The following is a 24,881-nucleotide window of genomic DNA, read 5'->3' as shown; positions in this document are numbered from 1 at the left end:
CTAGAGGTTTCGTTCTCCGTATTATTCAGCAACCCAACGATGTGCCAAGTGAATAGGAGTTCTGCATGCCGGGAGTGCAAGACCGGGTAATTGTCGTGACCGGAGCCGGTGGGGGATTGGGGCGCGAGTACGCGCTCACGCTGGCCGGCGAGGGTGCCTCGGTGGTCGTCAACGACTTGGGCGGTTCCCGCGACGGATCTGGAGCCGGTTCGGCGATGGCCGACGGTGTGGTCGAGGAGATCAAGGCGGCCGGTGGCCGCGCCGTCGCCAACTACGACAGCGTCGCCACCGAAGAAGGTGCCGCCAACATCGTCAAGACCGCCATCGACGAGTTTGGGGCCATCCACGGTGTGGTGAGCAACGCCGGCATCCTGCGAGACGGCACGTTCCACAAGATGACCTACGACGGTTGGCATGCGGTGCAACAGGTTCACCTGTACGGCGGGTACAACATCACCCGCGCCGCCTGGTCACATTTCCGGGACCAAGGCTACGGGCGCATCGTGGTCGCCACCTCAACCAGCGGATTGTTCGGCAATTTCGGGCAGGCCAACTACAGCGCGGCCAAGCTCGGTCTCGTCGGGCTCATCAACACCCTCGCGTTGGAGGGTGCGAAGTACAACATCCACTCCAACGCGATTGCACCGATCGCAGCCACCCGCATGACCGCCGATATCGCCCCCGAGGCGGTGCTGGACAAGCTGCCCCCGTCCTTCGTGGCCCCGGTCGTCGGATACCTGTGTACCGAGGAAAGCACTGACAACGGTTCGGTTTTCGTGGTCGGCGGCGGCAAGGTGCAACGCGTCGCGCTGTTCGAGAATGCTGGCGCGGATTTCGATGCACCGCCGACGGTCGACGATGTCGCGGCGAAGTGGTCGCAGATCGCCGATTTGTCGAATGCCGTTAAGGCCGGCCCTCCGTCGCTCGCATGAAAGCGATACAGGCGCAGTCACTGTCGGGCCCGGAGGGGCTGGTCTACACCGATGTTGAGGAGCCGCGCGGTGACAACGTCGTCATCGTCGACGTCAAGGCCGCGGGAGTCTGCTTTCCTGACTATCTGATGACCAAGGGCGAATACCAGCTGAAGATGGAGCCGCCCTTCGTCCCGGGGATCGAAACCGCCGGAGTGGTGCGATCGGCTCCGGAGGGTTCCGGGATCAATCCCGGTGACCGGGTGATGGCATTCAATTTCATTGGCGGATATGCCGAACGCGTGGCAGTGGCTCCGTCCAACATCCTGCCCACCCCGCCGCAGCTGGACGATGCCGAGGCCGTCGCGCTTATCGCGAACTACCACACCATGTACTTCGCCTATGCCCGCCGCGGACAGCTTCGTGCCGGGGAGACGGTGCTGGTACTTGGTGCGGCAGGTGGAATCGGCACCGCTGCGATCCAGATAGCCAAGGGCATGGGTGCCAAGGTCATCGCCGTGGTCAACCGGACTGCTGCAACGGAATTCGTCAAGAGCGTCGGTGCCGACATCGTGTTGCCGCTAGAAGAGGGCTGGGCGAAGGCCGTGCGGGAGGCGACTGGCGGCATCGGTGTCGACATGGTGGTCGACCCGATCGGTGGACCCGCCTTCGACGATGCGGTGCGCACGCTGGCCTCCGAAGGACGGCTGCTGGTCGTCGGATTCGCGGCCGGTGCGATACCGACAATCAAGGTAAATCGCCTCTTGCTGCGTAACGCCTCGCTGGTCGGTGTGGCCTGGGGTGAGTTCCTGCGTACGCATTCGGAGTACCTGTATGAAACCCAGGCAGGGCTGGAGAAGCTGGTGGCGGAGGGCATGCGGCCACCCGTGAGTGCGCGGGTGCCGTTGTCCGAAGGGCGTCAAGCGCTTCAGGACTTCGCCGACGGCAAGGTGTTCGGAAAGATGGTATTGGTTCCGTAATGGCCAAGGTGTTCAACGGAATCGCCCAGGTCGCCATCGGCGACCTGGGTACCACCGATTGGCTTTTGGTGGACCAGGGGCGCGTCAACACCTTCGCCGACGCGACCGGCGATCACCAATGGATCCATGTAGATCCCGAACGCGCCGCTCAAGGTCCGTTCGGCGGAACCATCGCCCACGGGCTGCTCACCTTGGCCTTATTGCCGCAGTTCCAGTTGCAGCTAATCCGTGTCGACAACATCTCGATGGGAATCAACTACGGCTACAACAAGGTTCGATTCATCAATCCGGTTCGGGTGGGATCGAGGCTTAGGGCCCGAGGAGAGATCGCCAACGTCGATCAGAAACCCGGTGCCGTGGACGTGACGATCTTGACGACCGTGGAGATCGACGGCGCAGACAAGCCGGCCTGTGTGGCCGAATCGATTTCGCGGTACATCGCGTAGTGCGTCTGAGTGCCGCGTTAGCGGTCCGGGGGCACAGGGCATTTCATGCGCTCCATCGCAAGAGGCGAAGAACAACAAGGTCATAGGCGTGATACCTACTCTCGCCCAATAGAATCGCGACCGAGGCTTTGTCAATTGATTGGACACCCAACAGTGCAGGGTGTCGAAAATCTCACCGTGATCTACGACGATGTGTAGATCACGTCAGTCAGGTGTTATGTTACTGCTCAGTTCGGGCCTCGCTTTCTCTGTGACCAGCGAAGATAGTGGCCCGAGAGGTTTGGGACGAGAGGGCATCAGGTGGGTCTGCCAGCACACGGACGTGTTGCCGCCGAGCATTCGATCGTGAGTGCACGATGACCACGTTCGAGGGGACACGCCCGGCGCGGTCGGCCACGCCTTCACGCGATGCGGTATCCGGCGCCCTCAAAGAGTACGTACGCAAGCATCCGGTGCAGGCGGTGGAGACCGCGGGCAGCCAGATCGTGTTGGGCATCCGGTCGATGCAGTACATGTTCTCCGATCTCTTCCACCGCATGTTCCCGTGGAAGGAATTCATTCACCAGGGTGCGTTCATGGCCGGTAGCGCGGTGGTGCCGACGCTGCTCGTCGCGATCCCGATCGGTGTCACCCTCTCCATTCAGTTCGCCTTGTTGGCAGGCCAGGTCGGCGCTTCCTCCCTGGCCGGTGCGGCCAGTGGTGTCGCGATCGTGCGCCAGGGCGCCTCGCTGGTGGCTGCGGTGCTGATGGCCTCCGCGGTCGGCTCGGCCATTACCGCGGACCTGGGATCACGGACCATGCGCGAAGAGATCGACGCCATGGAAGTGATGGGTGTGTCGGTGATCCGACGGCTCGTCGTGCCCCGCGTCGCCGCAGCCGTCCTAGTGGGCGTCGGGCTGACAGGTACCACCTGCTTCGTCGGCTTCCTGGCGAGTTACTTGTTCAACGTGTATTTCCAGCACGGCGCGCCTGGCAGCTTCGTCGCTACCTTCGCCTCGTTCACCCGAGTCGACGATCTGATTCTGGCGCTACTCAAGGCCATTCTCTACGGTCTCATCGTCGCCATCGTCGCGTGCGATAAGGGGCTGACCACCAAGGGCGGTCCGGCCGGTGTCGCCAACTCGGTGAATGCCGCCGTCGTCGAATCGATCCTGATCCTCATGCTGGTCAACGTGCTCGTCAGCCAGGTGTACGTCATGGTCTTCCCCAGACACGGGATATAAGGGCGCGCCATGACTATCTCCGCATATCGCCCCAAGGGCGTCCAGCCGATCATCGACGCCGGGCATAAGGTCGGCCAGTCGGTTCGTCGTCTCGGGCACATGCTGGCGTTCTTCGTGGAGGCCATCGCGTCCATCCCGAACACCCTGCGCTACTACTCCAAGGAGTTCTTCCGGCTGCTGGGGGATGTGACCTGGGGTAACGGATCGCTGGTGACCGGTGGCGGAACGGTCGGCGTCGCCGCCGTACTGGGTGGCACGATCGGCGCCCTGATCGGTATCGAGGCTTACAACCTGCTGAACATCATCGGCCTGGGCCCGGCCACCGGATTCATCTCTTCCCTGGTGTCGACCCGTGAGCTGGCGCCGGTGATGGCTGCCCTCGCCTTCGCGATGCAGGCCGGTTGCCGGTTCACCGCGCAGCTGGGCGCCCAGCGCATCAACGAGGAGATCGACGCGCTGGACGCGCTGGCGATCCGGCCCATCCCGTACCTGGTGACGACGCGGCTGCTGGCGTCCACCGTCGCGGTCGTCCCGCTGTATCTGTTGTGCCTCGTCGTCAGCTACATCACCTGCCGCCTGCTCGTCGGGATCTCCAGCGGAGGCTCGATCGGCGGCGCCTACGACCACTACTTCACGATGATGTTGAGCGGCACCGACATCGTCTACTCGGTAATCAAGGCCGTCATCTTCGTGTGGATCGCCTCGACCATCCAGTGCTACTTCGGATTCAACGCCTCGGGCGGGCCCGAGGGCGTGGGCGTGGCCGCGGGGCACGCCATGCGCGCGGCCATCACCGTCGTGATCATCGTGAACATGCTTCTCACCATGGCGCTCTGGGGAGTCGATGCCGGCGCAAGGTTCGGTGGTTGATGTGAGCAATTCGATTTCCCCGAACGGACGTGGCTGGTCCGACCGTGCCCTGCTGCTCGGCGGTCTTTCGGTGCTCACCATCCTCGCGTTGGTGACGGGCCTGTTGCTGGCCAAGTCCAAGGGTTACCTGGAAGACACCGTCAAGGTCGAGGCACAACTGACGAACGTCGGCGACGGCCTGCCCGAGCGTGCCGACGTGAAGTTCCGGGGCATGCTCGTCGGCGCCGTCACTTCCGTCATCCCTGCCGAGGATGGCAAGCCGAACATCGTGCAGATCGACCTGAAGGCGGAGCACGCTCAAGGGATTCCGAGCACAGTCACCGCGCGCGTGGTGCCGAGCAATGTGTTCGCGGTCTCCTCGGTGCAGTTGGTCGACAATGGTGACGGCGCAGCGGTGCGCGACGGCGCCGTGATCTCCGAGGACACCAAACTGCCGACGGTGCTGTTCCAGACCACCACCAACAAGCTGCGCCAGGTGCTCGCCGCCACCGAACGGCAACGGGGCGATCCGCCGATCGGTTTGATCGGCGTACTTGGGGAGGCCACCCAGGGACGCGGTGACAAGCTGTTGACCTCGGGTGCGCGGCTGCAGAGCATCCTCACCGAGTTCAACGCTATGGTCACCGCCAGCCCCAATGATCCCTCGACGATCGCCGCGCTGGAGAAGATGACGGAAGCGCTCAGCACCACCTCGCCGCGGCTGCTGGACAATCTAGAGAACGCCCTGGTGCCGCTGCGCACCCTGGCCCAGAAGCAATCCGATGTGCGCGGGCTGCTCTCGGCGGGCTTGCACACGACCGGTACAGCCGCCACCGCCATTGATAACCACATCGACCAGATGATCGGAATCGGTACCCACCTGACCCCGGTCGTCGGAGTCCTCGCACAGCACTCGGACAAGTTCACACCGATCGCCTCACGTATCAGGGTGCTGTCGGATGCGATATTCGCCAATGGTTGGGATCCGGGTCGCCAGGTTCTCGGCCTCAACCTGATCCTGTCGTTTACCCCGGCCTGGACGTACGTGCGTGACGACTGCCCGCGGTACGGCGAACTCGCCGGACCCAGCTGCACGACCGCACCCGAGACGCGTCAGTGGATCGACATCCCCGAGGTACTCCAGCCCGGCAGCTACAAGCCGCCGCCGGATATCGCCCCGCCTGCGGGAACGATCTTCCCGCCGACGGCCGCCGACATCATGTTGCACGGCACCGGCCCGAACCCGCAGGAGTCCGACAGGGCCGCCAATCCGGTTCTGCCGCCCTTCGGCCCACCGCCTAACCCCGCACCTGCCGGGGTGGCTCCGGCCTCGTTCGGCGGGAACGTCGGCCCAGTGGGAAGCGCAATCGAACGCGAGCAGCTCGGCAAGGCACTGGGTGGGGACCCGAGCGCCTCGCAGCAGCTACTCCTCGGTCCGGTGGCGCGTGGGACGGCAATCTCGGTCAGTCGTGACGCATCGGATGCTGATGTCGCCCAACCCAATCCAGCACAGGGGGGTGGACGATGAAGAACTTCCGGGTCGCAGTGATCGGATTGTCGCTGTTCGTTGTCTTCGCTATAGGCGTGACGACTCTGGTGTACGGCACCTTGCTCCGTGACACCACGGGCTCGACCAAGAGCTACACCGCGATCTTCACCGATGTCACCGGTGTACGAGCCGGTGACGACGTGCGCATCGCCGGTGTGCGGGTGGGCCGCGTCGATTCGATCGAATTGGACGGCGCACTCGCCAAGCTGAAGTTCCGGGTCAAGAGCAACCAGAACCTGTACGGCAACTCGATTGTCTCGGTGACCTACCAGAACATCATCGGTCAGCGGTACATCTCGCTGTCCCGAGGATTAGAGGGTAGTCCGGAGCGTCTGGCCGAGGGCAGCGTGATCCCGGTGGAGCGCACCGAGCCCTCCTTCGACGTCGGCGCGCTGCTCAACGGATTCGAGCCGTTGTTCACGCTGCTTGACCCGAAGCAGGTCGACAACCTGTCCAACGGGCTCATCGACGCGTTTTCCGGGGACACCGGCGCGCTGGCCCACGTGGTCGCGCAGACCAGCGAGATTACGAAATCCTTTGCCGGACGGGATCAGTCGCTGGGTCAGCTCATCGACAACCTCAACACCGTCCTGGACAACGTCGCCAAGCAGAACGACAACCTGGACCAGCTCGTCGTCCAGAGTCAGAACGTCGTCGGCGAGCTGGATAACCGTCGCCAGAGCCTGGTGTCCTCCATCGGTTCGGCCACGCATGTGGTGAGCCGGATCCAAACCATCGGCGACAATGTGTACCCGCAGCTGCAAGAGATGCTCTACCGCCAGCCCGGTGCGGCCGCGCACATCCTGGCCAACCAAGACCAGTTCGCGTTCCTCGGTTCCAACCTGCCGCTGCTGCTCAAGGGTCTGGCTCGTACGACTCAGGATGGCGCATACGGAAATTCGTACGCCTGCGCGCTGAACATCAACGGCTTCTTCCCGGGACTCAACGACCTGGTTCCCGCGATCGTCCGGCACGCCACAAACGGTGGCGTCGCGAAGTACACACCGAAATGCCGAGGGATCGAATGAGCCCCCGTGAACGCACGTTAGAGGATCGCAGCAAGTTCTGGATCGGCATGATCGCCGTCGGTGTCGTCACCGCGATCATTGCCTCGATGCTGCTCTACCGCCAGATCGGATTCGGGTACACCCGGTACAAGGCCGAGTTCGCCCAGGCGGCGCAGCTCAAGGCGGGCGACTACGTCAGCGTCGCCGGTGTGGACATCGGCGAGGTGAAAAGCGTTGTGCTCGATGGCACCAAGGTGCTCGTTGACATGCGGGTGCGTGACGAGGTGAAGCTCGGCTCCGAGACGCAGGCCGCGATCAAGACCACCACACTGCTCGGCTCGCGGTACATCGAGCTGCGTCCGCGTGGCGCGGGTGTCATCCCGAACAAGCGAATCGCGTTGTCGCACACCGAGGTGCCCTACGACCTGCAGGCATTGCTCGCAGACACGGCCGCCACCTACGAACAGGTCGACACGGCCAAGTTGGCGCAGTCCATCGACATCCTGGCCAAACAGCTCGACGGGCTGCCCGAGGCACTGCCCGACGCCATGAAAAACCTCAAGGAGCTGTCGGGGATCGTCACCACCCGGCGGGGACAGATCGGCGAGCTGCTCAAGAGTGCGTCCACCGTGACCTCGACGCTGCATCGGCAGCAGGCGAACCTCGGCCACCTGGTGTTCCAGGGCCGGGATCTGCTGGGGGAGTTCGTATCCCGGAAGGCATCGTTCCAGCGCCTGATGGGATCGATCACCAAGGTGGTCGAGCTGTTGAGCAAGGTCGTCGTCAAGGACCGGCCTGCCTTCGAGACGCTATTGCGGCAGCTCAAGGATGTCACGGCGATGGCCAGTGACCACGACGACTACGTGCGAAACCTGTTGCAGATCCTGCCCGTACCGCTACGCAACCTAACCAATGCGACGGGCTCGGCGTACTCCATGAACATCAACCTGAACAACGGTCTGGTCGTCGACAACTGGATGTGCGCGATCAGCAGCCGTTCACAGCAGTGGGGCCTTCTCGAGTACTTCAAGGACTGCGCATGAGCGTGAACGTGACCCAGCAGGGTTCCAAGGCTCGCCGAGTGTTCTTGGTCGGCGCGGTTTCCGTCCTCGCGGTGCTGGCCCTGATCGGCGGCTACCTAGGTCTACGCAAGGCCGGCCTGGTGGATGACAAGATCACCGTCACCGCACAATTCGACGAGGGGTCCGGCCTTTTCGTAGGCAATGTCGTCGAAGTGCTTGGACTGCCGGTGGGCAATATCGAATCGGTGGCGGCCAAGGGCACCTACGTTGAGGTCAAGTTCAACGTCGACAGGGACGTGAAGGTGCCGGCGAACGTCATCGCGGCCGCGTTCACCAGCTCGGTGCTCACCGACCGGCACGTCGCACTGAGCCCGCCGTACACCGAGGGGCCGGTGCTCAAGGACGGCGACACCATCCCACTCGACCGCACCCGTACTCCTGTCGGATTCGACAGGGTGCTCGCCACCGTCGACAAGCTCAGCTCGGCGATGAAGGGCGACGGCAAGGGCGGTGGTCCGGTCGCGGACCTCGTCAATGTGGGCGCACAGGCCGCTTCGGGTAACGGCGAACAGGTCAAGACCGCCCTGGACGAATTGTCCAAGGCGCTGAAGATGACCACCGACGGCGCCGAGACCAAGGACCAGCTCTCCACCATCATCAAGAGCGTGAGTTCACTGGTGAACGCGATGTCGGAGAATGACAAGGCAATTCGTCAGTTCGGCTCTGCTGTACACGGCACCTCCGAGGTCTTGGCCGCCGAGCGGTTCGGGACTGGCACCACGGGACGTAAGGCGAACGAGGTCCTCAAGAACACCGCCGAGCTCATCGATAAGAACCGTGACGTCATCAAGGGTCTGCTCGGAAACGCCAACGTCACCGTGAAGTCGTTGACCGACAACCAGCGCGAGCTCAAGGAAACCCTGGATCTGCTGCCGCTGCTGCTGGACAACCTGGATCGCACCATCGACCCGGTGAACGGGTCGATCCGACTGCACCCGATGTTGGACAAGCTGCTGCTCGAGAGCCAGTTCAGCAAGGAAATCTGCAACATGATGGGTCTGCGGCAGCTTGGATGCAGCACCGGGACGCTGGCCGATTACGGTCCCGATTTCGGGCTGACGTACATGCTCGACGGCATGACCAGGATGGGGCAGTGATGAGGCCCCCGCAGGCGGGAGGGACCCCCAGCATGCGCGAAGAGCGTGGGACACGGATGCGAATTTCGAAGCTGAGGCTCGCCACTCTCGCGTCGGTCGGTGTTCTCGCCGTATCTGCTTGCTCCCCACCGGGACTCGACAGCCTCCCGCTTCCCGCCCCCAATATGGGCTCGGAGTCCTACAAGCTGACTGCGCGGTTCGCCAACGCACTCAACCTGCCCGCGAAGGCCAAGGTGCGTCTCGGCGGTGCCGATGTCGGCGAGGTCGAGTCGATGGAGGCCGTCGACTATGTGGCAGTGGTTCAGCTGCGGGTGCGGCAGGGTGTGCGATTGCCCGTCGGAACCACCGCCCAATTGCGTACGGCGACCCCGCTTGGCGACGTGTTCGTCGCCGTGACGCCGCCGGCTAAACCGACCGGTCAGCTCCTCAAAGACGGGGGCACCCTGGACCTGGAGAGCACGTCATCGGCCGCCACGGTCGAGGGCGTGCTGGCCTCCGCGGCCGTGCTCGTCAACGGCGGTGTCATCCGCAACCTGACGCACCTGGTCAATGGACTCGGAAAGTCTTCCGGCGGTGAAGGTAGCAACGGCATCGTCTTTGGCAACATCGTGAAGCAGTCCGATCAACTGATGGGCACACTCAACGGCCGTTCGGCGCAGATCCAGAACTCGCTGGACAAGACCTCCCAGTTGGCGTCGACACTGTCGTCTCGGGAGAAGACGATCAACGATCTGCTGGAATCCTCGGCGCCGGCACTGAATGCGATCGATCCAGATCAGGTGGGCGACCTCGCAGACACCGTGGGGCACATCTCCGATCAGCTGGCGAAATTCCCGTCGATCCAGGGCACCGATAGCCGCAGCATGATCGCCGACTTCAACTCGATCGCGCGCGGGTTCAACGACATCGCGACGAGCCCGGACACCAGCCTGGTCGCGCTGAACCGTTTGATACCAGTTGCCGTCAAGGCGAACGCGGGTAGCGCACTGGCCGTCGATGTCAACATGGCCAAGTTGGCACTCGGCAACTGGCCCGATGCCGGGTACAAGGGTGACCCGACATTCCACGGTCCCAAGCAGGCGGATTGGGGTTACCTCGTCGGCAGTTTCAAGTACGCGCTGTACCGACTGCAGGAGCGGGTCGTGGGTCAGGGTCCGAACCCGCCTGCGCCGAATCCTCCGGCGCCGGAGCCTGCTCCCGCGCCGGCCGCACCCGAGCCGGGACCGGGCCGATGACCGCGCCCGAGGTGAGGCCGGCCCAGTCCGGGGGTCTGCTGGAATCGATTTCCCGCGGACTGCTGGCGCTGTCCGACGTCTTCAAGCGCAGCTGGAAGTGGCTGTCCGTGGTCGGATTGGTTGCGATCCTCGTCATCTGCGTCGGATACGTGATGTTCGGGACCTTGAAGGTGAACCCGATCGAGTCCAAGTACCAGGTGAAGGTGCAGCTACACGAAAGTGGCGGGCTGCTGCCCAACCAGGAAGTCACACTGCGCGGGGTGCCGATCGGCCGGATTCAGTCCGTCAACCTCGAGAAGGGCGGCGTGGTCGCAACGGCGTCGATCGATGGCGGAGTGAAGTTGCCGGTCGGCAGCGAGGTGCGAGTCTCCGGGCTCTCGCCTGCCGGTGAGCAATACCTTGACTTCCGTCCGACGACCAACGCCGGTCCGTTCCTGGGGAACAACGGTGTCATCGCGTTGGGCCAGGCGACCACTCCCATGACCCTCGCAGAGGTTTTGGCCGACTCCGATGGTCTGCTGGCACAGCTCAATCCGGACAAGCTCAGCGTCATCCGTAAGGAGATCGGCGTTAGTGCGCAGGGTCCGGACAAGCTTGCCGATATCTTCGACGGCGGCACCTTCCTCATCACCACCCTCGATGGTGTGCTGCCGGAAACGGTGACCCTGCTCAAGTCCAGCAGGGTCACGTTCTCGACCCTCGTCGACCTCAACTCGGGCCTGGATGCCACCGGCCAGCAGCTGGGCAGCACCTTCGCGGGGCTGAAGAAGATGGACGGTGGATTCCGGACATTGCTCGGTACCACCCCGAAGGCGCTGACCGGTGTGGACAACCTCTTCGCCGACAACTCAGACACCATGGTGCAACTGCTGGGCAATCTCGCCACGGTTGCGCAGCTGAACTACGTGCGTGTCCCCGCACTCAATGCGCTGTTCCCCGGGCCGGAGGTGCGTGGATCAACATTGGAGAGCGTGGCGTCGATCTTCCACGACGGCGCCATCTGGGCGCTGGCCGACCTGCTGTACCCGCGGCCGACGTGCGATTACGCGACGCCGCGGAAGCCCGTATCGGACGCCAGCTTCTACGAGCCGGCGCTGTACTCCACGTATTGCGCCAACCCGGATCCAGCGGTGCTGGTGCGCGGCGCTCGCAATGCACCGCGTCCGGCCGACGATGACACCGCGGGTCCGCCGTCCAACGCGGATCTGGCCAAGGTGTCCGATCCGACGCCACGGGGCAAGTGGACCGTTCCGACGCCGTATGGTGGACCTCAGTGGCCTCTCCCGATCCCTGGGGATGCACCTTTGCCTCCCGAGGCGCCCGCGCCACCGCCCGGTTTCGGTAATACTTCACCTACCGGACGTTAGGCACGCCCGGATCGGTACCAGTAAGACGCGCAAGGAGCACAACCATGGCAGATGACGCTGTCGGCAAGGACGCCAAGAAGGCGGCTGCTAAGGAAGACGCGGATACCGCAGACTCCAAGAAGGTCGAGGCGGCTCCGGTCGCGGCGACCGAGGAAGCCGAAGCTACGGCGGACGAGGCAACGGAAGCCGCTGCCGAAGAGGTCGCCGATTTCGATGCGGAGGCGTCTGCGAAGGGTGCCGATGACTCCGATGACGAGGACATCAGCCTCGAACCGGATGACGAAGACAAGGACAAGCCGGGCGGTTTCCAGCGCCGCCATCTGACCTGGACGGCGGCCGCGGTCGCCGTGATCGCTATCGCCGCCGGCACGGCCGTCGTGGGGCGGCTTTACGAAGAGCAGCGCATCGAAGAGCGGTCCTCTAGCGAGGCACTGACCGCGGCACAGGAATTCGCCGGTGTGCTGACCAACGTGGACAGCGCCAAGCTTGACGACAACTACAACAAGACCATGGACGGGTCGACAGGCAAGTTCAAGGACATGTACGGCAAGTCCAGTGCGCAGCTGCGGCAGATCCTGGTGGAGAACAAGGCCAGTTCGCGTGGCGTCGTCGTGGACTCCGCGGTGAAGTCGGCAACACCGAACAAGGTTGAGGTGCTCCTGTTCATCGATCAGGCGGTGTCCAATGTCGCGGTGCCGGACGCTCGCATGGACCGCAGCCGAGTCCAGATGACGATGGAGAAGATTGACGGACGCTGGCTCGCCAGCGACGTCGAGCTGGCCTAAGACCCGCATCCGATGACTGTCGGTGGGCTACTGCTTGTCGCCTTGGGGATCGCCGTAGGGATCGTCGGCATCGTGGTGCCCATGGTTCCCGGAACCATGTTGGTGGTGCTCTCCATCGGCGCGTGGGCGCTGTTCGAATCGACCACGAAGGCCTGGGTGGTTCTCGGAATTGTGGTGGCGCTGGCCATCGTGACCACGGTGGTGAAGTATGTGTGGCCCGCTCAGCGCATGCGTGAAGCGGGGGTACCCACTCTCAGCCTGGTGCTTGGCGGGATCGCGGCGATCATCGGGTTCTTCGTGATCCCGGTGGTGGGGTTGGTGATCGGCTTTGTGCTGGGCACTTATCTCGCGGAGTTCATTCGACGCAGCAGCCAGAAGCAGGCATGGGGAGCCACCGTCACCGCGGTGAAAGCGGTTGCCACCTCGATCGGTATCGAGATGATTGGCGCGATGGTGTCGGCGGGAATCTGGCTCGGCGCCGTGCTTACCTGATTTCTCTCCTCTGCGAGCGAGGGTTAGGTGAGCGCTGTCCGTAGCGCGGTCAGGCCCTCGCCGTCGATCCCGGCGGCCTTCAGCATCGCCTCGGGAGATCCGAAAACGTTTGTGACTTGGCCGAATCCGGTGTCGAGGTACTCCTCGCGGACGCCGAGCACCTCATCGGACAGCATGGATGCCATGGTCTGTGCGAGCTCGGGTTCGGCGGCGGACATCTGTGCCGAGATATGGGCCCGCATCGCCCCGATTGCCGCATTGCTGAGGAGATAGTCGGCGGCGATATCGGTGTAGTCGACGCCCACCGTATGCAGCACAATCCCAATGAGGAAGCCAGTGCGGTCCTTGCCTGCGGCGCAGTGCACCAAAGCTGTTGCGCCGTTGGCGATTTGATCGGCCACTGCCTTCAGGGCGACGAGGGTGCCGGGGAGTTCGACGAACCGGCGGTACTCGGCCAGCATGAAGTTCACCTGCAGCGCCGGGTCGGGGCCGCGGCCCGAGGTGACGCTCTCGATCATCATCTGTCGATAGGCGACCTCATGCGGTGCACGTTCCTCACCGGGCACCGGGGCGGCGAACGGAACCTCATGCACCCGGATGTCACCGTCGACCCGGTCGGGGCCGGTGCGCTCGATCTCGGTGGCGCTGCGCAGGTCGTACAGGTCGGTTACGCCGTACGCCCGCAGTGTCTGGGCACCTGCCGTGGTCAGACCGCTGAGCTCAGAGGATCGGAACAGTACGCCAGGCCGAATAGTGACCGGAGAATCTGCACCGCCGACGTCCCGGAAGTTCCAGATGCCCTCTACCGTGCTGTCGGCGGGGGAGGCAGTCGATTCGGTGCTGGAGATCGTCACACCCCCACGGTAGCGGTCGGTGTTTCCGGGGTTTCGGGGTCTCTGCTGATGCCTTCACCCCGTTTGTGGCGGAACAGTACGAAGAACGCGATCGCCACCACCAGTGCGTATCCAGCGAAGCTCAGCCAGATGCCATGCCAGTTCTTGCTGTGGTCGGGGTTGGTGAAGAAGTACTCGATGACGGCTCCGCTGATCAGGCTGCCCAGCATGGCGCCCAACCCGTTGGTCATGAGCATGAACAGGCCCTGTGCACTCGCTCGAATGGTGGGACCGCATTGATCCTCGATGAATAGCTGGCCCGAAACATTGAAGAAGTCGAAGGCCATCCCGTAGACGATGCAGGACAGCACGATCATCCAGAGCCCGTCCCCGGGATTGCCGTAGGCGAACAGGCCGAAACGCAGGGTCCACGCCACCATGCTCATGAGCATGACCGTCTTAATTCCGAAGCGTCGCAAGAAGAATGGGATGGCCAGAATGAACAGCGTCTCGGAGATCTGCGAGATGGACATGATGATGGCCGGATGCTCGACGGCGAAGAGGTTCCTGTAGGCGTCGACATCGGCGAAGTCGTGCAAGAACGTATCGCCGTAGGCGTTGGTGAGTTGTAGGGCGCCGCCGAGCAGCATCGCGAAGATGAAGAAGATCGCCATCTTGCGGTGGCGGAACAGTGTGAACGCGGTGAGCCCGAATCTGTCGGCGAATGTGGTGCTGTGTGCGCGATCGAACTTCGGCGGGCACGGCGGCAGGGTGAAGGCGAAGAGCCCGAGAAGTACCGCCGCGGTGCCCGCGACATAGAACTGACCGGCCGAGGTTTCTAGGTTTAGCAGGCTCACGGTGTGCAGGGCGACGATGAATCCCACCGTGCCCCATACCCGAATCGGCGGGAAGCTGGTGACAGTGTCCTTGCCCACGTTCTTGAGAGCGTTGAAGGCGACGGTGACCGACAGAGACAGTGACGGCATGTAGCACAGCATGTTGAGGAGCAGAACCCAGAAGAAGGTCGTGGGACTGGTCACCAGGGGCAGGCTGAAGAGTGCCGCTGCACCGCCCAGATGCAATATTCCGTAAAGCTTTTCGGCGTTGACCCATTTGTCGGCGATCACGCCCAATATCGGCGGCGTGATGATTGCGGCGATGCCCATGGTGGAGAAGGCGGCCCCGAAGTGCGCACCCGACCAGTGCTTGTTGTTGAACCAGTACGCCCCAAGCGTCAGCAGCCATGCTCCCCATACGAAGAACTGCAGGAAGTTCATGACGACAAGGCGGGTGGACATCTTCATTGAGTACCCATAGTGATGGACGTCGGCGCAGTTGGCAGCGCAATCGGTTCGGAGAACAAGCAAAGAACGCCCCATCGCCTGTCTCGGGGTTTAGGCCGTCAGGTAAACATGTGTCATGCACAAGGATGTGTCCTCTTCGTCTGAACCCCTCATCGGCGACGCGACGCTCGACGCCGATGCCATTCCGCCGAGCCTGCTGGAGTACCTCAACCGGGAGCTGGGGGAGGAGGTCACGGTACGCAGGCTTTCCGCCGGACATTCGAACCTGACCTATGTGGTCACGGGAACCTCTGATACGCAGTGGATTATGCGGCGTCCGCCGTTCGGTCGGCTGCAGGCCGGCGCGCATGACGTGATGCGTGAGTACCGGGTGCTCGACGCGCTCAGCGCTGCGCAGGTGCGGGTTCCGCGTGTCACGCTGGCCAGCACCGATGCCGAGATCTTCGGCGCCCCGTTCTACCTGATGGAACGTCAGGAAGGCGAGGTGATCAGGGAGGTCTCACCGGAGTGGTTCGTCGGCTCGATACGGCGTGAGCTGGTCCTCGACCTGGCGGTCGCGCTCGCCGAGATACACAATGCCGATCCCACGCGGTTGGTGGAGGCCAAGCTGGGACGTGAATCCGGTTATCTGGCGCGGCAATTGAAGACGTGGGGCGGGCAATGGGAGTCCATCAAGGAGCTGCCCACCGGTCGTGATCTGGAGGACCACACGGCCATCACCGCATGGCTTACCCAGAACTACCCGGGGGATCGCCCGGCAGCCGTGGTGCACGGTGACTACAAGCTGGACAACGTGCTCGTCGACCCCGCAACGGCGCGGGTCACCGCGGTACTGGACTGGGAGATGGCGACTGTCGGCGATCCGCTGGCCGACCTGGGGTACCTGCTGTACATGACCCCAGAACCGGGCGGGGAGGTCGCGATGGCGGAGCTCACCGGATCGGTGACAGCGCAGGAAGGCTGCCCCTCCCATGCCGAGATCGCCGAGGCCTACCGCAGCGCCCGCACCGGCGACCAAAGCTATTGGACACCAGAAGATTTGATTTACTACCAGGTATTGGGCGGGTGGAAACTCGCCACGCTGCTCGAGGTGTCGTACCAACGGCACCTCGCCGGTACCACCGATGACCCGTTCTTCGCGGAGCTGGAACAGGGTGTTCCGAGACTGCTTTCGGTAGCTCGCAGCCTGATCCCGCCCGCTGGCTAGCATCAAGGAACAAATTCACCGACTCGCTCACTACCCAGAGGAATGCCATGGCCGACGAAGTCCTGATCGAACAGCGTGACCGTGTCCTGCTGATCACCATCAATCGTCCGGATGCGCGTAACGCGGTCAACAGGGCAGTCAGCCAGGGACTCGCCGCCGCAGCGGATCAGTTGGACAGCTCTGATGACCTGTCCGTCGCCATCATCACCGGTGCGGGTGGAAATTTCTGCGCCGGAATGGATCTCAAGGCGTTCGTGAGTGGTGAGGCGGTGCTGTCCGAGCGTGGCCTCGGCTTCACCAACGTGCCGCCGAGTAAGCCGATCATCGCCGCGGTGGAGGGCTTCGCACTGGCCGGTGGCACCGAACTCGTGCTGTCCTGCGACCTGGTGGTGGCGGGCCGGAGCGCTAAGTTCGGCATTCCCGAGGTCAAGCGGGGTTTGGTGGCCGGTGCCGGTGGCCTGCTGCGTCTGCCGAACCGGATCCCGTACCAGGTCGCGATGGAGCTGGCGCTGACCGGTGATTCCTTCACCGCAGAGGATGCCGCCAAGTACGGGTTCATCAACCGGCTCGTAGACGATGGGCAGGCGCTGGACGCCGCGCTGGAGCTGGCCGCCAAGATCACCGCGAACGGCCCGCTGGCCGTTGCCGCCACCAAGCGGATCGTGATCGAGTCGGCGAGCTGGGCGCCCGAGGAGGCCTTCGCCAAGCAGGGCGAGATCCTCATGCCGATCTTCGTGTCCGAAGACGCCAGGGAGGGTGCGAAGGCGTTCGCCGAGAAGCGCGCGCCCGTCTGGAAGGGCAAGTAGCTTCACTTTTTCCGCGGAGGCAGTGCCGCGCTCTCCTGAGTTGAGAGCCACCGCTCTTCTCGAAAAGGAGAGCGGTGGCGCTCCCAGTCAATCGGCGTACTGTAGTTAGTTGTGCGAACTTGTCACTAGTAAATGCCTGTGACCAGTACTTTTGAATGTACGCACAGCTGACATGCACGCTTTTGATGGGAGACCTGCTGTGGCCAGAACCGAAGGTGATACGTGGGACATCGTGACGAGCGTGGGCGCTACTGCGCTCATCGTGTCCGCGATGCGTGCGGTGGAGGCGCGTAAGCCCGAGCCGCTTGCACGGGACGACTACGCGCAGCATTTCGTCGCCGCGACCAAGGCTGAGGCGCCGATCTTCTCCGAGTTGCTGGAGGACCCCGCGGTCGCCCAGGAGCCCGATGTGCAGCTGTTCTCGAGCTACCTCGGGGCACGGACCAAGTACTTCGATGAGTTCTTCCTCGCGGCGGGGGAGGCCGGTATCCGGCAGGCGGTGATCCTGGCGGCCGGACTCGATGTCCGTGGATATCGTCTGCCCTGGGCAGCGGGCACCACCGTCTACGCGCTTGACCTCCCCAAGGTGCTCGAGTTCAAGGCTCGGGTTCTTGACGACCACGGTGTGCAGGCCATGGCCACCGTCCATGATCTGCACGTCGACTTACGTGACGATTGGCCGGCAGCACTGAAGGCCGCGGGATTCGATTCCACGCAGCCGACGGCATGGCTGGCCGAGGGCCTGCTCCCCTTCCTGCCCGGCGCGGCCCAGGACCTGCTGTTCGAGCGCATCGTCAACTTGTCCGCGCCCGGAAGCCGGGTTGCCGTAGAGGATTTCGGTGCTCCCGGAAACCAGGCGGACCGGATGTCCAACGCGATGGAGAAGGACGACGGCGTACTGCAGCGGATATTCAAGAGCATCGTCGAGGAGGATGGGCCGCCGTCGAGCCTGTGGTTCGGTGATGAGCGCGAGGATCCGGCGCAATGGCTGACCGGGCACGGTTGGACCGTCGAGGCGACCACTGCGGGTGAACTGTTGAAGCGATACAACAGGGCTCCGCTGGCCGGTGAGCACGATCTGACCGACGCCATGGGGCAGAGCAGGTACTTCACCGCGGTACTCGGCGCGTAGCCATGGTGCGTACCGACGGAGACACCTGGGACATTGTCACAAGCGTCGGCTACACGGCGCTCGCGGTTGCGGCCGCACGCGCACTGGACGCGAAACTGGATCCGCCACTGGCACATGACGAGTACGCCGAGAGGTTCGTCGCCGCCGCCGGTGAGCCACATCTTGCCGAGGCCGTGGCCAGCGGTGATATCAGTGGCTTCGCCGGAGCCAATGCGGGGTGGGTTGGCGTGCGAACCAGATTCTTCGACAACTTCTTCGCCGATGCTGCCGGGGCGGGGGTTCGTCAAGTGGTGATACTGGCTGCCGGATTAGACGCTCGTGCATACCGATTGCCCTGGCCCACCGGGACGACCGTCTTCGAGGTGGACCAGCCGCGGGTGCTCGAATTCAAGGATCAGGTGCTCGCAGCGGTTGATGCGGGCCCGGCCGCCGGCCGAGTGCCGGTGGCAGTTGATCTGCGCGACGATTGGCCGAAGGCGTTGGCGGGAGCGAGATTCGACGCTCAGCAGCCCACCGCGTGGGCGCTGGAAGGGCTGCTGCCCTATCTGCCCGGCCCGGCGCAGGACGCACTCTTCGAGAAGCTGCACGAGCTGTCGGCTCCGGCGAGCTGGATTGCGGCCGAGCTCGGACCTAGACCGGGGGAGATCGCGGAATTCGAGCGGGACATGCCGCCGGATTCTCCGGGCCGTCCTCGGGTGTCCGAGCTCTGGTATGACGATCCCCGACGCGATACCAAGTTGTGGCTTGCGGAAAGAGACTGGGCTGTTAAGGAAATCGATCTCGTCAAGGCGGCCGTTGGATATGGACGTCCGTTCGGCGAGCAACCGCGCTCGTTCGAGACATTGCTTCGCACTAAGTTTTTCACCGCTACCCGGACAAGCTGAGAGGGCTCCATGACAAATATCGAGGACAAGAACTGGACCCGCAGCGAGGGCGACTCGTGGGACATCGTGTCCAGTGTGGGCTACACGGCGCTGGGTGTAAGCGCACAGCGTGCCGTGGAAAGCGAGCGGCTCGACGCGCTGATAGACGACCCGTTCGCCAAGCACTTCATCCTCGCGGCGGGTGAACCCCATTTGATCGAGACGATAACGAAACGCGATGCGCCGCGCGCATCTCCGTTCGAATACTTACGTGGGATGGGCATGCGCAGCCGATTCTTTGACGAGTACTTCCTGGACGCCGCGGCCTCCGGCATCCGGCAGGCGGTAATTCTGGCCGCGGGGCTGGACTCGCGGGCGCATCGGTTGCCGTGGCCGGTCGGCGTCACGGTGTACGAACTGGATCAGCCGGAGGTTCTCTCCTTCAAGGACCGGGTGTACTCCGAGCAAGGCGCTTCACCGACGTGTGATCGTCGGGCCGTCGCGGTGGACCTGCGTGATGACTGGCCCGCCGCGCTGAAGGAGGCCGGATTCGATCCGAGTCTGCCCACCGCGTGGTCGGCGGAAGGCCTGCTGCCGTATCTGCCTGCAGCAGCACAAGAACTGCTGTTCGAGCGGATGGTTGAACTGTCGGCCCCCGGTAGCCGCGCCGCTATCGAGGGGCCCGCGGGTTCGTTGGGTATGGCTCAGTTCGCCAAGGTCGAGCAGAAGTACCGCTCCGAGAAGGACACCTTCGGCAAGATCGATATCACGGAGCTGTTCTACGACGAGGAGAAGACGCCGCCCGTCGAGTGGTTCTCCGGTCGCGGATGGGACACGCAGGGATTAGACATGTTTCAGCTCGCGGAGCGATACGGCGTGCAGTATCCGGAGGTTCCCGAGGACATCAGGGAGCTGGCTGGTGCAATGCACTACCTGACCTGCACGCTGTCGGACTGAAAGGGCCACATAATGACCAACATCGAGGACAAGGACTGGTCGCGCAGCGAAGGCGACTCCTGGGACATTGTGTCGAGCGTCGGGTTCACCGCGCTGGGCGTGGCCGCCGCGCGCGCGATTGAGAACACGCAGCCCGAGCCCCTGGTTCGCGATCGGTACGCAGAGCATTTCGTGCGCGCCGCGGGCGAACCGCATCTGATCGGACTTCTGGACAATCCCGTTGATTCGTCGAATCCCACTAACGCGATGCGGCAGATCGGATTGCGCAGCAAGTTTTTCGACGAGTTCTTTGTGAGTGCAACGAATTCCGGTTGCAAACAGGCGGTGATCCTGGCGGCCGGACTGGACGTGCGCGCGCATCGGCTGCTGTGGCCGGAGTGCACCAGGGTCTTCGAGCTGGATCAGCCCCAGGTTTTGGAGTTCAAGGACCGGGTGCTCGCCGAGCAGAGTGCCACGCTCACGAGCGATCGGCGTGAGGTCGCTGTTGATCTCCGTGACGACTGGCCTGCGGCGCTGCTTGCCGCGGGTTTCGATCCTGACGTTCCGACGGCGTGGTCGGCCGAAGGACTGATCGTCTATCTACCCTCTGCGGCACAGGATCTGCTGTTCGAGCGGGTCGTCGCATTGTCGGCTCCGGGAAGCCAGATCGCCGTGGAAGCAACCCGCGGTACACCCGATATCGCCAAGTGGGGCGAGATCATGAAGAAGTACGCCGACGACAGCCATCCCATGTCGAAGGTGGACATCAGCTCACTGTTCTACGACGAAGAGCGTGCCGACGTCGAGGACTGGCTGGCCGCGCGTGGCTGGACGGTCAAGGGCGCACACGCCCTGGAACTGGCCGCCGCCTACGGGGTGGATATCCCGGAGCTGCCCGAGGACGTTGTCGCACTGGTGAAGCAGGGCAACTACCTCACTGCCGTTTTGCCCGGCTAGCCGGCCTATCCCCAGGGGCTGGTTGGGGATAGCGTTCCGGGCTAACATGCGGGAGGGCCATGTTCGGAGGGGGAGCTCATGAAAATCGATCCGGTAGCGACGGAGAAATGCGCCTCGCAGCTCGACGCGACAGACGCGCATGTTGAGTTCGCCAAGGGAAAATTACGTGCCACCGAGGGCAAGGACCTTGGCGACCTCGGCGATGCGATGAACGGCGCGCGGAACCGAGTGTCAGGTGCACTTGGCACGGTTGCGGCTGTGCAGAAAGAGATTTCGCAGAACATCAGGAAGTGCACGAAGGCGCTTGTCGAGATGGATCAACGTAACGCCGGCAATCTGAGCGATGCGGGCGTCAAGTTCCCGGTCCTGAACTAGGGCCCGGTGCGGGATGACTCTGGGAGACACGCAAAAGCAACTTGAGCAGGTAATCGCCGACCTTCGGCAGATCGGGGAGATCTCCGTAAGCACGGTCTGGCCAATCGCCAGGAAGGTTGTCGGTGCCGTCCGGAAGGTCATCGCCGTGGCTACCGAGCCACCTCCGCCCGACCCGGCGACGGTCAGAGAGGTGGCAGCGCGCTGGCGTGAAATGGCGCCCGCCATGGGCGAGTGGCACGCCAACGACGTTCAGCAGGCTCAGAACACGATCCCGGAATCGGTGTGGGGACGGACCTCTGGTGATCCCTACGGCGAGACAACCGGGGACAAGGCGCGCACCAGTATCGCGAACTTCAAGACGCGATCCACGACGATAGGTCCGGCAGGAACCGGGGTCGCGAGCTCGCTCGACACCTTTGGCGGATCGATGGAGAAGGCGCGCGACCGTTGGCATAACGCGTTCAAGTCCTTGAAGGACGATGTCGACTGGCACAACATTCCGAAAGCGCCTTGGGATGCGGTCCCGTATGTGCGAAAGCTCGTGGGTGACGTCGTACACGGCGTGGAGGAACTAGCCGGCGCGTACGGCGATGCCGACAAAGCAGTGAACGTGGCCAAGGGTGAGCTCGGAAAGGCAGTGGAGGGCATCACACTGCCCGACCACACCTCGGTGGCTGCCGGTGCCATCGGTTCGGTAAACAACTGGTCCGATGTCAAGGACGATCGGGATGGCCATAAGGACGGAACCGGCTTACGGCCGGGCGTACAGGAACGGGCCGATGCCAATCTGGTGGCGATGAGTCCGGAGGATCGCGCCAAGGCGCAAGCGATGCTCGATGGCGCGAAAGATGAGGCTCGGCGGAATTGGGTTTTAGCGGCCATCGCACGAGGCTCGGATATCCCGACACTGGAGCGGTATTCGGAAAAGCTTGCCTTAATGTCAGATCAACAGGTGCGTGAGCTTGATCCAGTGGAGTATGCCAAGAATCACCCGGATATTTTGAAGCAGCCGGATGGCACCACCTGCGGATCGTCCTCGCTTGTCGTGGCCAAAATGATCAATGACCCGCTGTATGCCATGAAGATGCTCACGGGCTATGACGCGGCTGGGTCCGAACCACCACAGCCGGGACAGTCGATAACCACATCCGAGGTCACGTCCAAGTTCGCGGAGGAAGCCAAGAAAATGCACGACTCGACGAATAACGCGATCGTCCCCGGCTGGGGTAGCACCTGGCCCGAGTCGTTGGGAACTCCCCCAGGTGGCGCCGCGGACGAGATGGGCAAGCCCGGTGGCCCTGGTGTTCCGGGCAGCACATACCAATTCGAAGTCGCGAATCCGCTGAGCCCGTCGGGGGACTATCAAGCGATCAGTGCGGCCGTCCAGTCCGGGCAGTCCGTTCCACTGTTCGTCGGCAGTGGCGTCAACGGACACATTGTCTTAGTCACGGGCATGCAGGGCGACTCGCTCGAAATCTACGAGCCCTCGTCGGGCCAGAAGATGACGATCCCCAAGGAGGATTTCGTCAACAACAGAATCTCGTTTGGTGGCGATACGCGCTATCGGCCATGGGGCGAGGTGATCCCAAGGTGAGAATGCCCAGACTCTTGTCGGTGCTGTTCCTCGTGTTCGTGATGGCTGCGTCATGTCCGAAGCATCCGGAGATCTTTGAGCCCAACGAGATTGACACGGCCCGTTCCGCGCGATTGGCCGCGGACGCCTGGCTCGCTCCTGCGAAGGTTTACCACGGCTCGTACAACGGACTCAATAACATCTCGCGTGAAGCGGCAGTTAGAACAGCGTCGTTGGGATCGGGTGATCCTTTGGAAGTTATCGCTCGGGAGACGCGTAAAGCACTGGCGAACGGGTGGTTCCTGACCTACGTGCATTGCGGGAAGATTGCAGGCCCGATGACGTCAAGCAGTGTGGAACCGACCCTTTCGGGCATTGAGGTGAATTTGGAGAAATCACCGGCCGATCCCGACTCTGCAGCGATGGCGCAGTTGACGGTCTATCGCACAGATCCTGACCCAGGCGGTCAAGGAATCGTCAAGATGGAGATCAATGCCTTTGCGCGGTATCACTCGGACAAGGGCTGGCCGAATCTGCCGAGCATCCCGATTGACACCACGTGTCTAGTGGTGGCAGCTGTGCCCACGGCCGGCGTTAAGACGACATCGGCGTTTCCTCACGGAATTGTTCAGGGACTAGCTGGCGGCCAGCCGCTCAACGAGAAGGGTGAACCTGACAAAACAGCCGGGTGAACCCCGCCAGCCCAATGACCGAGGGTGCCAGACTGGAGCGCGTGAGCCAGACTCCCGAGAACACCAAGTACGTCGAACCCGGTGAATTCAAACGGGACACCAACTACATCGACACGCGGATTACCGCGGACGGTCGTGACGGCTACCCGGTAGAACCTGGCCGGTACCGACTCGTCTCAGCGCGTGCCTGCCCGTGGGCCAACCGAACGCTGATCGTCCGCAGGCTCCTCGGGTTGGAAAATGTTCTGTCACTGGGGCTTTGCGGTCCTACACATGACACGCGCAGCTGGACCTTCGATCTTGACCCCGGTGAGGTGGACCCCGTCCTGGGCATCCACTTCCTGCGCGACGCCTATCTCAAGCGGTACCCGGACTATCCGCGCGGCATTACGGTGCCTGCGATCGTGGAAGAGTCCACGGGAGAAGTCATCACCAATGACTACGCGCAGATCACGCTGGACTTCTCCACCGAATGGGCCGAATACCACCGCCCCGGTGCACCGCGGTTGTACCCGGAAGAGCTGCGCACCGAAATCGACGAGGTGAACCGTCGCGTCTACACCGAGGTGAACAACGGTGTGTATCGGTGCGGATTCGCCGGCGGTCAGGATGAGTACGACGCGGCCTACCACCGGCTGTTCACGGCTTTGGATTGGTTATCGGAAAGGCTTGCCGGGCAACGGTATCTCGTGGGAGACACCATCACCGAGGCGGATGTGCGGCTGTTCACCACGTTGGTCCGGTTCGATCCGGTGTATCACGGGCACTTCAAATGCAATCGCGAAAAGCTTGCCGAGATGCCTGTGCTGTGGGCGTATGCACGCGATCTCTATCAGACGCCGGGCTTTGGCGACACTGTTGACTTCGGGCAGATCAAGGAGCACTACTACGTGGTCCACACCGACATCAATCCCACGCGTGTGGTCCCGAAGGGGCCGGATCTGGGCGGTTGGCTCACACCTCACGGGCGCCAGGCGTTGGGTGGCAGCCCGTTCGGTGAGGGAACCCCGCCAGGGCCTCCGCTAGAGGCGGAACGAGTGCCGAGCATCGCGACCGCCATCGACTGAGGGCGGTCCTTGCCCTGGTTAATGACATTTGCAAGATTTACAAAAACGGAAGACTTGTTAACAAGCATGCCTTTCCATAATATCCGTCGGCATGCTGCACCACAGGGTGAAAG

General features: G+C 63.1%; 25 protein-coding genes. 23 read left to right on the top strand and 2 right to left on the bottom strand.

Going from position 1 to position 24,881, the window contains the following annotated elements; genetic code table 11:
* Positions 1-65 precede the first annotated feature (65 nt).
* The 13 genes from AB0H22_RS07635 (at position 66) to AB0H22_RS07575 (ending at position 13,023) form a co-directional block, all read left to right on the top strand.
* Positions 66-932: an SDR family oxidoreductase gene (locus tag AB0H22_RS07635; RefSeq protein WP_180749367.1), complete on the top strand. Its 867-nt coding sequence runs from the start codon at positions 66-68 to the stop codon at positions 930-932.
* Complete coding sequence (locus AB0H22_RS07630; RefSeq protein ID WP_180749366.1) at positions 929-1,891, top strand: NADPH:quinone oxidoreductase family protein; 963 nt, start codon at positions 929-931, stop codon at positions 1,889-1,891. The genes AB0H22_RS07635 and AB0H22_RS07630 overlap by 4 nt, the downstream gene beginning before the upstream one ends.
* On the top strand, positions 1,891-2,337 hold the full coding sequence (locus AB0H22_RS07625) for a MaoC family dehydratase (protein ID WP_180749365.1): 447 nt from the start codon (positions 1,891-1,893) through the stop codon (positions 2,335-2,337). The genes AB0H22_RS07630 and AB0H22_RS07625 overlap by 1 nt, the downstream gene beginning before the upstream one ends.
* Positions 2,338-2,693: 356 nt before the next feature.
* Positions 2,694-3,560 (top strand): ABC transporter permease, encoded by an 867-nt coding sequence (locus AB0H22_RS07620; protein ID WP_180749364.1) that lies wholly within the window; start codon positions 2,694-2,696, stop codon positions 3,558-3,560.
* Between the two features lie 9 nt (positions 3,561-3,569).
* Positions 3,570-4,430 (top strand): ABC transporter permease, encoded by an 861-nt coding sequence (locus tag AB0H22_RS07615; RefSeq protein ID WP_180749363.1) that lies wholly within the window; start codon positions 3,570-3,572, stop codon positions 4,428-4,430.
* On the top strand, positions 4,405-5,937 hold the full coding sequence (locus tag AB0H22_RS07610) for an MCE family protein (RefSeq protein WP_180749362.1): 1,533 nt from the start codon (positions 4,405-4,407) through the stop codon (positions 5,935-5,937). Before AB0H22_RS07615 ends, AB0H22_RS07610 begins: the two co-directional genes overlap by 26 nt.
* Positions 5,934-6,986: an MCE family protein gene (locus AB0H22_RS07605; protein ID WP_358145787.1), complete on the top strand. Its 1,053-nt coding sequence runs from the start codon at positions 5,934-5,936 to the stop codon at positions 6,984-6,986. The genes AB0H22_RS07610 and AB0H22_RS07605 overlap by 4 nt, the downstream gene beginning before the upstream one ends.
* The gene (locus AB0H22_RS07600) at positions 6,983-8,008 is read left to right on the top strand and encodes an MCE family protein (RefSeq protein WP_180749360.1); all 1,026 of its coding nucleotides are present in this window, start codon (positions 6,983-6,985) and stop codon (positions 8,006-8,008) included. Before AB0H22_RS07605 ends, AB0H22_RS07600 begins: the two co-directional genes overlap by 4 nt.
* Entirely contained in the window at positions 8,005-9,144 is a 1,140-nt protein-coding gene (locus AB0H22_RS07595; protein ID WP_180749359.1) for an MCE family protein, read from the top strand. Before AB0H22_RS07600 ends, AB0H22_RS07595 begins: the two co-directional genes overlap by 4 nt.
* Positions 9,145-9,176: 32 nt before the next feature.
* Positions 9,177-10,379 (top strand): MlaD family protein, encoded by a 1,203-nt coding sequence (locus AB0H22_RS07590; RefSeq protein WP_358145785.1) that lies wholly within the window; start codon positions 9,177-9,179, stop codon positions 10,377-10,379.
* Positions 10,376-11,746, top strand: a complete 1,371-nt coding sequence (locus AB0H22_RS07585) for an MlaD family protein (RefSeq protein ID WP_180749357.1) — start codon at positions 10,376-10,378, stop codon at positions 11,744-11,746. Before AB0H22_RS07590 ends, AB0H22_RS07585 begins: the two co-directional genes overlap by 4 nt.
* A gap of 44 nt (positions 11,747-11,790) precedes the next feature.
* Complete coding sequence (locus AB0H22_RS07580; RefSeq protein ID WP_358145783.1) at positions 11,791-12,531, top strand: hypothetical protein; 741 nt, start codon at positions 11,791-11,793, stop codon at positions 12,529-12,531.
* 12 nt (positions 12,532-12,543) lie between these two features.
* Complete coding sequence (locus tag AB0H22_RS07575; RefSeq protein WP_358145781.1) at positions 12,544-13,023, top strand: DUF456 domain-containing protein; 480 nt, start codon at positions 12,544-12,546, stop codon at positions 13,021-13,023.
* Positions 13,024-13,046: 23 nt separating this feature from the next.
* On the opposite strand, the gene AB0H22_RS07570 is transcribed toward AB0H22_RS07575, so the two are convergent.
* Together AB0H22_RS07570 and AB0H22_RS07565 are read right to left on the bottom strand one after the other, a co-directional pair.
* A complete protein-coding gene (locus tag AB0H22_RS07570) occupies positions 13,047-13,877 on the bottom strand; it encodes a tyrosine-protein phosphatase (RefSeq protein ID WP_358145779.1) in 831 nt (276 codons plus the stop codon).
* Complete coding sequence (locus AB0H22_RS07565) at positions 13,874-15,160, bottom strand: nucleoside permease (protein ID WP_180749353.1); 1,287 nt, start codon at positions 15,158-15,160, stop codon at positions 13,874-13,876. The genes AB0H22_RS07570 and AB0H22_RS07565 overlap by 4 nt, the downstream gene beginning before the upstream one ends.
* Before the next feature lie 115 nt (positions 15,161-15,275).
* On the opposite strand from AB0H22_RS07565, the gene AB0H22_RS07560 reads away from it, so the two are divergent.
* The 10 genes from AB0H22_RS07560 (at position 15,276) to AB0H22_RS07515 (ending at position 24,768) form a co-directional block, all read left to right on the top strand.
* Complete coding sequence (locus AB0H22_RS07560) at positions 15,276-16,367, top strand: phosphotransferase family protein (protein ID WP_180749352.1); 1,092 nt, start codon at positions 15,276-15,278, stop codon at positions 16,365-16,367.
* 47 nt (positions 16,368-16,414) lie between these two features.
* Positions 16,415-17,173 carry a crotonase/enoyl-CoA hydratase family protein gene (locus AB0H22_RS07555; protein WP_180749351.1) on the top strand — a complete coding sequence of 253 codons (759 nt, stop codon included), beginning with the start codon at positions 16,415-16,417 and terminating at the stop codon, positions 17,171-17,173.
* Between the two features lie 199 nt (positions 17,174-17,372).
* A complete protein-coding gene (locus AB0H22_RS07550; RefSeq protein WP_180749350.1) occupies positions 17,373-18,305 on the top strand; it encodes a class I SAM-dependent methyltransferase in 933 nt (310 codons plus the stop codon).
* A gap of 2 nt (positions 18,306-18,307) precedes the next feature.
* Entirely contained in the window at positions 18,308-19,189 is an 882-nt protein-coding gene (locus tag AB0H22_RS07545; RefSeq protein ID WP_180749349.1) for an SAM-dependent methyltransferase, read from the top strand.
* Positions 19,190-19,198: 9 nt separating this feature from the next.
* Positions 19,199-20,125 carry a class I SAM-dependent methyltransferase gene (locus AB0H22_RS07540; RefSeq protein WP_358145776.1) on the top strand — a complete coding sequence of 309 codons (927 nt, stop codon included), beginning with the start codon at positions 19,199-19,201 and terminating at the stop codon, positions 20,123-20,125.
* A 12-nt stretch (positions 20,126-20,137) separates the two neighbouring features.
* Positions 20,138-21,061 carry a class I SAM-dependent methyltransferase gene (locus AB0H22_RS07535; RefSeq protein WP_358145774.1) on the top strand — a complete coding sequence of 308 codons (924 nt, stop codon included), beginning with the start codon at positions 20,138-20,140 and terminating at the stop codon, positions 21,059-21,061.
* Positions 21,062-21,139: 78 nt separating this feature from the next.
* Positions 21,140-21,436, top strand: a complete 297-nt coding sequence (locus AB0H22_RS07530; protein WP_358145773.1) for a hypothetical protein — start codon at positions 21,140-21,142, stop codon at positions 21,434-21,436.
* A 13-nt stretch (positions 21,437-21,449) separates the two neighbouring features.
* Positions 21,450-23,030, top strand: a complete 1,581-nt coding sequence (locus AB0H22_RS07525; RefSeq protein WP_358145771.1) for a hypothetical protein — start codon at positions 21,450-21,452, stop codon at positions 23,028-23,030.
* Positions 23,031-23,071: 41 nt separating this feature from the next.
* Positions 23,072-23,701, top strand: a complete 630-nt coding sequence (locus AB0H22_RS07520; RefSeq protein ID WP_358146150.1) for a hypothetical protein — start codon at positions 23,072-23,074, stop codon at positions 23,699-23,701.
* A gap of 41 nt (positions 23,702-23,742) precedes the next feature.
* Positions 23,743-24,768: a glutathione S-transferase C-terminal domain-containing protein gene (locus AB0H22_RS07515; protein WP_358145769.1), complete on the top strand. Its 1,026-nt coding sequence runs from the start codon at positions 23,743-23,745 to the stop codon at positions 24,766-24,768.
* Positions 24,769-24,881: the final 113 nt, after the last annotated feature.

Source organism: Mycobacterium sp. NPDC050853 (assembly GCF_040653875.1).
In the GTDB taxonomy this organism is placed as follows: domain Bacteria; phylum Actinomycetota; class Actinomycetes; order Mycobacteriales; family Mycobacteriaceae; genus Mycobacterium.
The sequence above is the reverse complement of the archived record's forward strand: the minus strand, read 5'-3'. Positions and strand labels throughout refer to the sequence as shown.

What these genes read in the sequence shown, in the direction of transcription:
- AB0H22_RS07620 (WP_180749364.1), top strand. Translation starts at nt 2,694, where the DNA reads ATGACCACGTTCGAGGGGACACGCCCGGCGCGGTCGGCCACGCCTTCA.
- AB0H22_RS07520 (WP_358146150.1), top strand. Translation starts at nt 23,072, where the DNA reads ATGGCTGCGTCATGTCCGAAGCATCCGGAGATCTTTGAGCCCAACGAG.
- AB0H22_RS07605 (WP_358145787.1), top strand. Translation starts at nt 5,934, where the DNA reads ATGAAGAACTTCCGGGTCGCAGTGATCGGATTGTCGCTGTTCGTTGTC.
- AB0H22_RS07625 (WP_180749365.1), top strand. Translation starts at nt 1,891, where the DNA reads ATGGCCAAGGTGTTCAACGGAATCGCCCAGGTCGCCATCGGCGACCTG.
- AB0H22_RS07560 (WP_180749352.1), top strand. Translation starts at nt 15,276, where the DNA reads ATGCACAAGGATGTGTCCTCTTCGTCTGAACCCCTCATCGGCGACGCG.
- AB0H22_RS07575 (WP_358145781.1), top strand. Translation starts at nt 12,544, where the DNA reads ATGACTGTCGGTGGGCTACTGCTTGTCGCCTTGGGGATCGCCGTAGGG.
- AB0H22_RS07595 (WP_180749359.1), top strand. Translation starts at nt 8,005, where the DNA reads ATGAGCGTGAACGTGACCCAGCAGGGTTCCAAGGCTCGCCGAGTGTTC.
- AB0H22_RS07630 (WP_180749366.1), top strand. Translation starts at nt 929, where the DNA reads ATGAAAGCGATACAGGCGCAGTCACTGTCGGGCCCGGAGGGGCTGGTC.
- AB0H22_RS07555 (WP_180749351.1), top strand. Translation starts at nt 16,415, where the DNA reads ATGGCCGACGAAGTCCTGATCGAACAGCGTGACCGTGTCCTGCTGATC.
- AB0H22_RS07545 (WP_180749349.1), top strand. Translation starts at nt 18,308, where the DNA reads ATGGTGCGTACCGACGGAGACACCTGGGACATTGTCACAAGCGTCGGC.
- AB0H22_RS07610 (WP_180749362.1), top strand. Translation starts at nt 4,405, where the DNA reads ATGCCGGCGCAAGGTTCGGTGGTTGATGTGAGCAATTCGATTTCCCCG.
- AB0H22_RS07615 (WP_180749363.1), top strand. Translation starts at nt 3,570, where the DNA reads ATGACTATCTCCGCATATCGCCCCAAGGGCGTCCAGCCGATCATCGAC.
- AB0H22_RS07540 (WP_358145776.1), top strand. Translation starts at nt 19,199, where the DNA reads ATGACAAATATCGAGGACAAGAACTGGACCCGCAGCGAGGGCGACTCG.
- AB0H22_RS07565 (WP_180749353.1), bottom strand. Translation starts at nt 15,160, where the DNA reads ATGAAGATGTCCACCCGCCTTGTCGTCATGAACTTCCTGCAGTTCTTC.
- AB0H22_RS07590 (WP_358145785.1), top strand. Translation starts at nt 9,177, where the DNA reads ATGCGCGAAGAGCGTGGGACACGGATGCGAATTTCGAAGCTGAGGCTC.
- AB0H22_RS07635 (WP_180749367.1), top strand. Translation starts at nt 66, where the DNA reads ATGCCGGGAGTGCAAGACCGGGTAATTGTCGTGACCGGAGCCGGTGGG.
- AB0H22_RS07585 (WP_180749357.1), top strand. Translation starts at nt 10,376, where the DNA reads ATGACCGCGCCCGAGGTGAGGCCGGCCCAGTCCGGGGGTCTGCTGGAA.
- AB0H22_RS07580 (WP_358145783.1), top strand. Translation starts at nt 11,791, where the DNA reads ATGGCAGATGACGCTGTCGGCAAGGACGCCAAGAAGGCGGCTGCTAAG.
- AB0H22_RS07535 (WP_358145774.1), top strand. Translation starts at nt 20,138, where the DNA reads ATGACCAACATCGAGGACAAGGACTGGTCGCGCAGCGAAGGCGACTCC.
- AB0H22_RS07525 (WP_358145771.1), top strand. Translation starts at nt 21,450, where the DNA reads ATGACTCTGGGAGACACGCAAAAGCAACTTGAGCAGGTAATCGCCGAC.
- AB0H22_RS07600 (WP_180749360.1), top strand. Translation starts at nt 6,983, where the DNA reads ATGAGCCCCCGTGAACGCACGTTAGAGGATCGCAGCAAGTTCTGGATC.
- AB0H22_RS07530 (WP_358145773.1), top strand. Translation starts at nt 21,140, where the DNA reads ATGAAAATCGATCCGGTAGCGACGGAGAAATGCGCCTCGCAGCTCGAC.